Source organism: Micrococcus sp. PSi08 (assembly GCF_054960655.1).
In genome coordinates this window covers 1-7,124 of record NZ_JBHNYP010000047.1, presented here as the reverse complement: position 1 = coordinate 7,124, position 7,124 = coordinate 1, and the positions used below count along the sequence as shown (strand labels likewise).

The 7,124-nt window shown below is 70.4% G+C and carries 7 protein-coding genes; all 7 read right to left on the bottom strand.

Translation table 11 applies throughout. The annotated features are described in order from the left end of the window. A partial coding sequence (locus ACFI33_RS11525; protein WP_462624039.1) for a hypothetical protein occupies nucleotides 1-557 on the bottom strand: 557 nt, incomplete at its 3' end. A 466-nt stretch (nucleotides 558-1,023) separates the two neighbouring features. Then, nucleotides 1,024-1,254 carry a hypothetical protein gene (locus tag ACFI33_RS11520; RefSeq protein ID WP_031943917.1) on the bottom strand — a complete coding sequence of 77 codons (231 nt, stop codon included), beginning with the start codon at nucleotides 1,252-1,254 and terminating at the stop codon, nucleotides 1,024-1,026. Nucleotides 1,255-1,457: 203 nt separating this feature from the next. After that, the gene (locus ACFI33_RS11515) at nucleotides 1,458-1,853 is read right to left on the bottom strand and encodes a hypothetical protein (protein WP_049159949.1); all 396 of its coding nucleotides are present in this window, start codon (nucleotides 1,851-1,853) and stop codon (nucleotides 1,458-1,460) included. A 33-nt stretch (nucleotides 1,854-1,886) separates the two neighbouring features. Next, nucleotides 1,887-3,203: a hypothetical protein gene (locus tag ACFI33_RS11510; RefSeq protein ID WP_206450864.1), complete on the bottom strand. Its 1,317-nt coding sequence runs from the start codon at nucleotides 3,201-3,203 to the stop codon at nucleotides 1,887-1,889. 103 nt (nucleotides 3,204-3,306) lie between these two features. After that, the gene (locus ACFI33_RS11505; protein WP_031943914.1) at nucleotides 3,307-3,612 is read right to left on the bottom strand and encodes a hypothetical protein; all 306 of its coding nucleotides are present in this window, start codon (nucleotides 3,610-3,612) and stop codon (nucleotides 3,307-3,309) included. A gap of 1 nt (nucleotide 3,613) precedes the next feature. Next, nucleotides 3,614-5,827: a type IV secretory system conjugative DNA transfer family protein gene (locus ACFI33_RS11500; RefSeq protein ID WP_206450865.1), complete on the bottom strand. Its 2,214-nt coding sequence runs from the start codon at nucleotides 5,825-5,827 to the stop codon at nucleotides 3,614-3,616. Nucleotides 5,828-6,063: 236 nt separating this feature from the next. Then, nucleotides 6,064-6,945 (bottom strand): hypothetical protein, encoded by an 882-nt coding sequence (locus ACFI33_RS11495; protein ID WP_206450866.1) that lies wholly within the window; start codon nucleotides 6,943-6,945, stop codon nucleotides 6,064-6,066. Between the last annotated feature and the right edge of the window lie 179 nt (nucleotides 6,946-7,124).

The following is a 7,124-nucleotide window of genomic DNA, read 5'->3' as shown; positions in this document are numbered from 1 at the left end:
AGCTTGCCCTCCACGCGGCTCAACTCCTGCTCGTACCAACGCAGGTCCGCCTCGCGCTGACTCCTCTTCCGCTCGGCTTCCTCCGCAACTTGATCCTCCAGGCGCTCAGCACGGAGCGTCAGCTCGTCCTGCCAGAAGAGGCCACCGAAGATGGCCACAGAGGACAAGAGCAACCCCCACGCCTCGATCGAGTCGACCACCGGGCTGCGCCAGACAAACCCGGCCGCCAGCGGCACGCAGGCCACGCCGAACGCCGCAAACGCCCAGATGGACCGCGCCCTGCCAGCCTGCCGCGTCGACACCAGGGCACGGAGCACGGCCACGAAGAACACCCACGCCAGGACGAACAGCGCGCGCAGCTCAGGCGACATCGCAGGCTCCCCTCCAGGGGGCGGCGGAGCTGAAAATCCCAGGCTGTCGTCCTCCGAGGCCAGCACGCCCAGCGTCGTTACAGCGGACCAGATCGCCCCCACGATGGCCCCCCACGCGGCCAGCCACCTCCCGCGAGCTTTGAGTTGCGAGGCCCGCTCCGCCGACGCCTGCTCATCGCCTGCCATCTACCCTCCTACCGGGAACCCCCGGGACTCGGCCTGGCGCCGATCCACGCCGCCGGCACCCTCCGCCCATCTTGTCCCGACTCAGCCGCCAGAGAGCCCACCTCCCGCGGAAATCGCTGTCGACCCAACGACCACGCCGGGGACGTGCCCCGGACCCGCGGCCGCCGGCGCCCCGAGCTGAAGCAGCCGCGGCCGCCGGCAGCACATCTCCACGCCACGTCCCCGGCCGACCCGCGCTCGCGGACGCGTTCGCTCCGGGCTGGCCGGGCCGGGACGTCCGCACGCCGGCGTCGCCGTCGAGTGGACGGGGCCGCCGACGCTGCGACCATGGGTGGCCCTGGCGGTGCTGCCCCCGTGTGCGCGTCCCCCCGGCTCCGCAGGTGTCTTGCCGGCCCGGGGCTGGAGCGTTGGCGCATGAGACGACGGCGGCCCCCCTCCAGTGAGGGGGGCCGCCGTGGCGGGGAGGTCAGCAGAGGTTTGCCTGGCAGTCGGGGCAGATCTGGGAGATGATCCGCTCCCGCTCCACCTTGGTGCGGTGGGGCAGGACCTCGTGGACGGGCTGGCCGGCGTCCAGGGCGTCCGCCTCGTCCTGGGTGATGGAGACGTAGTCGGCCTTGCCGCAGAGGGGGCAGAGGCAGTCGATGTCGGCGCTGTCCGGGCCGTAGACGTTGTAGATGCGGTGGGCGATGCGTCCCATGGGGCGTTCCTTCGGTGAGGGGTGCAGGCCCCCTGATGGGGCCCGCTACGTGTCTAACCATACACGTCCCCCGCCTACCGCACAAGCGTCTTTCGCGGTCGGTTCAACAGCAGCTCATGCTGCATCTCCGCGACACGTCCCCGTCCGATCCGCGGGCCCAAGCTGCGGCCGCGAGCTCATCCGCACGCGAGCGCCGCGGCCGGTCATGCCGGCTCGGCCGCGGCCTCCTTGGCTGCGGAGCTGCCCGCGATGAGCTGCGCGATGAGCTCGGCGTCACCGGGGGAGCTGGCGGCCGGCGCCTGCGGCTGCTCCAGCAGCTGCTCGACCCAGTCCGGCGTCTGGTCATGACGCTGGGCGAGCACGTAGGGCCCGCGGAGCAGGGCGGGCAGGTTGTAGGCCCACACGACGGGGTCCTGGGCGTAGGTGGCGCGCCGGCGCTCACCGCGGCCGAGGTCGTCGACGGTGGGGGTGGGCAGCTCGAGGTCGAGGTGCCCCTCGGGGTCATGGATCTGGACGTCCTCCCCGTCAACGTGCACGTATCCGACGTGCCGCTGGAGGCCGGAGGGGCCGTCCAGGTGGTGGATGGTGATGGTGAACATCAGATCTCCTTATGTTGATCCTGCATCAGTTTATCAGCGCTCGTAGAGATTCGACAGGCTCAGGATCCGGCCCTTGCTCTGCATCAGGCGTGCCCGCCGGCGCACCTCGTGGAAGCGGCCTTCCTCGATCGTGCCGCGCAGGCCCAGGCCGTCTTCGGAGTCCAGGAAGCGGGCCAGGATGGCCTTCTCCTCCCGAGTGGTCGCGCGGGCCTGCGGGTGCTGGGAGCGCGCGGCGACGAACATCGAGGCGTTCACGCCGCCGACGCCGTCGGTGAAGGCGAATCCGTTGTCGATCGCCGAGAGGCCGCGGCGGTCCATCAGGACGTTGCCGCGGTGGCGGTCGACCTGCCCGATCAGGCAGTCGAAGAAGGCCAGATCGCTGGCCTGGTCGGAGTGGTGCTCTGCCATGTGCATCACGTTCATCTTCGCCATCATCGGCCCCCCGGGGACTCCATAGGAGATGGAGCCCCACTGGCCGTCGTACTTGACCAGGGCCACCGGAGGCACCAGAGCCGCGTACTTCGGGCCCAGCGCCTGGGCGAACTGCGAGGCCGCGGCCTCATGGGTGGGCTGGTGCCGGCCGTCGTGGCCATAGTGCTCGGCGGTGTCCATGTCCAGCTCGTCGTAGGGCTTGAAGTAGCCGCACGCGCCGTCGTCCCACACCAGACGCTTGATGTCGTTGACGCCCTTGCCCGCGACCGGCGCACCCTCACGCGCCGAGTCCATCCGCATCAGCTGCCGCTCTTCGGCGGTGCGCCCCTGCCGCTCCACCAGCAACGCCACACGGGCGGCTTCTTCCTCGCCGCACTGGTTCTCCCATTCCGACCACTCAGGTCCGCGAGCGCCCGTCGAGGCTGAGCCGGGAGCCGGGGTCGGGGTGCGGTGGTCGCGGCCGGCGCCTGCGCCTGCGCCGCCGACGGCTCCGCCGCCACCGGCCACTCCGGCGCCGCCAGCGCCCCCACCTCCGCCGCCGCCTCCTGCTCCGCCGGCGGCTGCGGCGGCCGGCGCTCCCCCGCGGGCCGGTCCTCGGCGGGCTGGGGCCTTGGGGTCGTTGCGCAGCTCGGTCTTGGCCGCCTCCCATCCCTTCTTGGCCGGGCCCGCGGCGCGGGCGAAGACGCTTTCCGGGGCGCCGGCCTGACCGGCCCACTCCTTGATCTCGTTGATGGGCTTGCGCTGCTTCTTCAGCTCGGCCAGCTCGTCAGCCTTGCCCTCGGCCTTGGCCCATCGGGCGATCTGCTGTCCGATCGCCCGGTTCTCCCGTCGACGCTTCAGCGCGGCATCCCGTGCCGTTGCGTTCGGGGGGCATCGACGTCCGTGGGGACACCCCGCCTCGCCCTGAGCCCTGCACATGCCAACCTCCTGGTCCGATCCATCCGCCCTGCACGGGCGCCTTCACTGACCACAAGGCCGGGCTCTCCGCGACATGTCCCTAGCTGCTGACGAGTCCGTCAGGTCAGTCGTCCAGGCCGCGGGCCCGGCGTCTGGCGGACCGATAGGCGGCGATCATGACGATGGCCACGAGCACGGCGCCGGCCCCCAGGACCAGGGGGAGGCTGACGCCGACGCCGGTGTCTGCGAGCTCGAAGGCGGCCTGGTCTGCGGGGACGAGCAGGCCGATCTCCAGCAGGCTCTGGCGCACGGAGTTCATGGCGCTGGCGGCCCAGGCGGTGAAGGCGCCGGTGCCCAGGAAGAACATGCCGGCCAGGGTGATCCAGATGATGTCGGTGCCGTCGCTGGTGCCGTTGGTGTTCGCGCTCATCTCAGTTCTCCTCGTGTTCGACGTGGCGGGTGGGCAGCATCTCGGTGGCGGCCACGGAGATGCCGCCGGCCTCCCCGGTGTCGCGCTCGATGTACTCCAGGTAGATCCCGGTCTCGTCCTCCTGGGGGTCCTCGGCGAGCACCGCCCAGGTCTCGGCGTCGGGGTCGATCTGGATCAGGTCGCCGGCCTGCAACTCCTCGGCCGGGGACTCGACGGGCTCGCCGTAGCCCTCGAAGAGGTCCTGCTCGTCGTCGGGGACGTAGGGCACGTGCTTGCGCTCGGCGATCACGGGGCGGCTGGGGTCGGCCAGCACAGCCGGAGAGGGGCGCCCGGTCGGGCGTTCCTCGACCGCGGCAGTGGCGGGAGCAGTGTTCAGGGACTGCAAGGCCGCGAGCGCGCCGGCCGGGACGGCCGCGCTGGCGGCGGGCGCGGTGGCCGGCTGCACCTGGGGCTGGTCGGGGGCCTCGTAGACGCGGGCGTCCATGTAGTCGGCGTAGCTGGTGCGGTCCTCGTTGCCGTCCAGGTCCACCGTGACCGGCTCGAGGATCTCCACCAGCATCTTCTTGTGCACGACTTCGCGGGGGCGCACCGCGGCGACGCGCTGGGGGTCGTAGTCGTCGGATCCCGGGTCGGGGTTGGGGGCGTAGATGGTCTGGATCATGACGGGCACGCCGGCGGAATTCAGGGCCATGCCGCGGCCCTTGATGTGCCGGGGGATGGTGGTGCCGACCACGTAGGAGTCCCACATCATCTTGGCGCCATCGGGGCTGAGGCGGGACATGGCCACGCGCATGCCGAGGTTGTCGCGGAACTCACCGGAGATGAAGCGGGTGTCCGCGCGCTGGAGGCCGATGAGCATGTGGATCTTCGCCGAGCGGCCCAGGCGTCCGATGTTGCCCAGGCGCTTGAGCACCGCGGACTTGGAGGATCCGCCCTTGGGCTTGACCTCGGCCCACCAGTCGTCGGCGGCCTCGAGTAGCGTGGTGGCCTCGTCGACGATCAGGGCCACGGGCTCGAAGTCGGCGGAGGTCGCCTTGCCGGCCTCGATCAGCGCGTAGCGCTCGTTCATCAGGTCGTGGGCGTCCTCGATCAGCTTCACCTGGTGCTCGATGCGCGAGGCCAGCCGCTCCACGTTCGGCCAGTCCCGCAGGCCGATGAACTCGATCCGCTTGCCGTCGATCACCCAGACCTTCCAGCCGGCCTGGGTCAGGCGCTGGACGACGTTCTGCTCCACGACGGTCTTGCCCGAGCCGGTGGTGCCGACCACCACCATGTGGGGTTGCTTGCGGGGGTGCCAGGAGAGCTGCTCGCCGTCCTCGTCCACACCCAGGGGGACCTGGAAATCTCGGTAGTCGGCGTGGGTGCGCACCAGCGGGGAATGCTCCGGCGGGGGCAGGACCAGGGAGGGCATCGGCTCGCGGGCGGAGAACACGACGGTGTCCTCGACCAGGTTCCACTCCGGGACCCAGTCTCCGGGCACGCGGGTGGCCAGGACCCGCTCCACGCGCAGCCGCTTGGAGGCCATGGCCATGTTGCTGCCCTGCTCGTGGGCGACCTCGATGCGGGTCGCGTCGCCGTCGTTGTTGAGCTCGACCTTCACGCGGGCGGACTCGCCCAGCAGGTCCCGCACCACCCGGGATGCGCGTTCCACGGTGGGGTCGGTCTTCTCCACCTGCTCGGCCTCCACGGCACCGAGCACCACGCGGCGCTTGCGCGGCAGGTGGGCCTCCACCTTGTACTTGGCCCCGAGGCTGACCGAGGCGACCTCGGCCAGGGACTTCAGCCACTCCGGGTCTGGCACCACCCTCGCGTGGTAGGTCAGCTGCACTTGCTGGGGCAGGCCGATGAACCCCCCACGCCAGCGGGAGAGCTTCACCGCGGCCCGGGACGGCCGCGGGCGGATCAGCATCACCGGGCAGATCTGCTCGGTGAAGTGGTCGGCGATCTCGGCCCGCTGCCGCGCCCGCTCGGCCACCACCAGGGATGCCGTCGAGACGCCGGCGCCACCGCCGGCGACCGTGTAGGCCAGGGCCGGGTCGGTGGCGGCGAACATGCCGGCGGCCAGCGCGCCGGCGGCGACCAGTCCTGATCCGATCCCGAGGAACTTCGCCGGCTGCGGCTGAGGGGCCAGCACCCTGAGCCCCTCGTCGACCTCCTGGTGTGCGCCGGCCTGCGCCGTGCCCACACCCATCTGCGGCTCCATGTCCACGCTCATCTGCGGCCTCACCCTCTGGCCCCGAGGACGGGGCCGACGACTCTCGTTCACTGCCCATAAGGCCCGCCCGCGCCGCCGATGTCCCTCCCCCCGCCTCGCCGACGCACCTGTCGAGATGCAGGGAAGATTGCACAGGACACGCGAGGAGGACTGCACAAGTCCTCCTCTGCGACCTCACGTGTGCAATGTAGTGTCCGACGGCGTGCGGCTCACCTGTACAGTCCGTATGCCACTGTTCAGGGGCGACTAGAACCCGGGATCCGCCGTACTGCCACCCATCGCGGGTCCTTGGGTCGGATGCTCACGCGCGTACCGTTCTTCAACGGACGGGTGACCCCGTAGACGATCACACCCCATCCGTCGACCCAGCCCTCCGCCCAGTCGATCCCGAGCTGCTCAACCCGCTGCTGCACGGCAGCCTGGCATTCCTCGTCGAGGATGACGGCACCGCGTCTATCGAAGAAGTTAAGGAAGACCTCCTTGCCCCGCACCACCGACTGAACAGGGCCCCACACGATCATGTGCTTGCCCATGCGCGCCTGATCGTCCGGGTCCAGATCTGTACTGGCCCACACGACGTCTCCCCAGCGGACCCGCTCGCGCTCGGGCAACTCCAGCCACCGGTCCGGGGCCGCGTGAGTCGGATCGCGCAAGAGATCGGTCAGCATCGCGCCGATGCCATGGGTGGACTGATCGAGTTCTTCGACCCCCGACTTGCCCGAGGGGTCGGCACCCTCCCCGGCATACGCAGTCGTCCCCGGCGTCGCTTCACCACCTCTGCCGCCGCTTCCGCTCGCAGGCGGCGTCTCGGGGCTGATCTTCAACGCGCCCCCGGGGTTATCCCGCCGCGGCTGGACGGCGTCGACCTCGCTGCCCCCTCGAGAGCCAGCCTCTCCTCGCTTCGGACACTGTTCCGTGTGCTCGCCCCGAACTCGGAAGTGAGGCGAGCGCCCGTTGATCGACTGGCTGACCAGCGAGACAGGCATCCCGCAGTCAGCCTCCCCGCATATGAACAGCTCACCGAGGGCTGCCTGCCACTCCTGGTCGCCTCTTGCCCAGATGTCCTGAGCTGCAACAACGCGACCCGTCTTCTCATGCACCGCCGTTGCCATCGTCATGGTCCCCGCTCCGTTCCCACTCGAACCGCTCGTGTGACGATGTCTACACGAGGCTGTTAAGAGCGTCCAGAGAGCCGGAACGGCCCGAGCCAGCTCGGTCCACCGCCCCACGCTCGGCATTCACCCGGCCCAGAAAGGGAACCATGGCATACGGATCTGCTGCAGACTTGCCGTCGATC

Bases quoted from the DNA above. Each gene is read 5' to 3' on its own strand.
- ACFI33_RS11495 (WP_206450866.1), bottom strand. From the start codon at position 6,945: ATGACGATGGCAACGGCGGTGCATGAGAAGACGGGTCGCGTTGTTGCA.
- ACFI33_RS11515 (WP_049159949.1), bottom strand. From the start codon at position 1,853: ATGTTCACCATCACCATCCACCACCTGGACGGCCCCTCCGGCCTCCAG.
- ACFI33_RS11500 (WP_206450865.1), bottom strand. From the start codon at position 5,827: ATGAGCGTGGACATGGAGCCGCAGATGGGTGTGGGCACGGCGCAGGCC.
- ACFI33_RS11505 (WP_031943914.1), bottom strand. From the start codon at position 3,612: ATGAGCGCGAACACCAACGGCACCAGCGACGGCACCGACATCATCTGG.
- ACFI33_RS11520 (WP_031943917.1), bottom strand. From the start codon at position 1,254: ATGGGACGCATCGCCCACCGCATCTACAACGTCTACGGCCCGGACAGC.
- ACFI33_RS11510 (WP_206450864.1), bottom strand. From the start codon at position 3,203: ATGTGCAGGGCTCAGGGCGAGGCGGGGTGTCCCCACGGACGTCGATGC.